Origin of the sequence: Devosia chinhatensis (assembly GCF_000969445.1) — a bacterium.
Lineage (GTDB): Bacteria > Pseudomonadota > Alphaproteobacteria > Rhizobiales > Devosiaceae > Devosia > Devosia chinhatensis.
The window spans coordinates 1-436 of sequence record NZ_JZEY01000001.1 but is presented as its reverse complement, the minus strand read 5'-3'; the positions used below and the strand labels follow the sequence as shown (position 1 = coordinate 436).

Here is a 436-nt window from a genome sequence, read left to right as displayed (position 1 = left end):
CGGTATACTGCCGCCATGGCAGCGACGGTGCTGCTCACGCTGATGTGCAGGTGCGTGCGCACGGCTAATCTGCGGGAAGTCATGGACCGGTCCGGGTATACGGTGACCGTCGCCGGCACGTATAGCGGGGCTGTCGACGACAGGTAGCGGCGCTTGCTGAGGACGCGGACTCGAGTGGGCGACGCCGTGGGGGAAATGTAGGTGCCGGTAACGGTGGAGTGGGCGAGCGGGCGCGACCTGGGTGCCATTTTCGGGCTGTTCTACGTACAGGACGCGCAGAACTATGTCTTCACTGTGTGGCTGCGCGCAAAAGAGGCCGGTGCGGTCTGCCGGCTGGCCCTGGCGCAGAATGGGGACGATCGGGTGCCGGCGCGGCAGTCGGGTCAATTGGCGCAGGGCGGGCATGCGGCGCTGGTCGACAGCGACAATCTGGTCA

1 protein-coding gene is annotated in these 436 nt (G+C 66.3%); it reads left to right on the top strand.

Annotated elements, in window-relative coordinates; genetic code table 11:
• Positions 1 to 201: 201 nt before the first annotated feature.
• Positions 202 to 436: hypothetical protein (locus tag VE26_RS00005; protein ID WP_152658640.1), on the top strand; the 235-nt coding region annotated here is incomplete at its 3' end.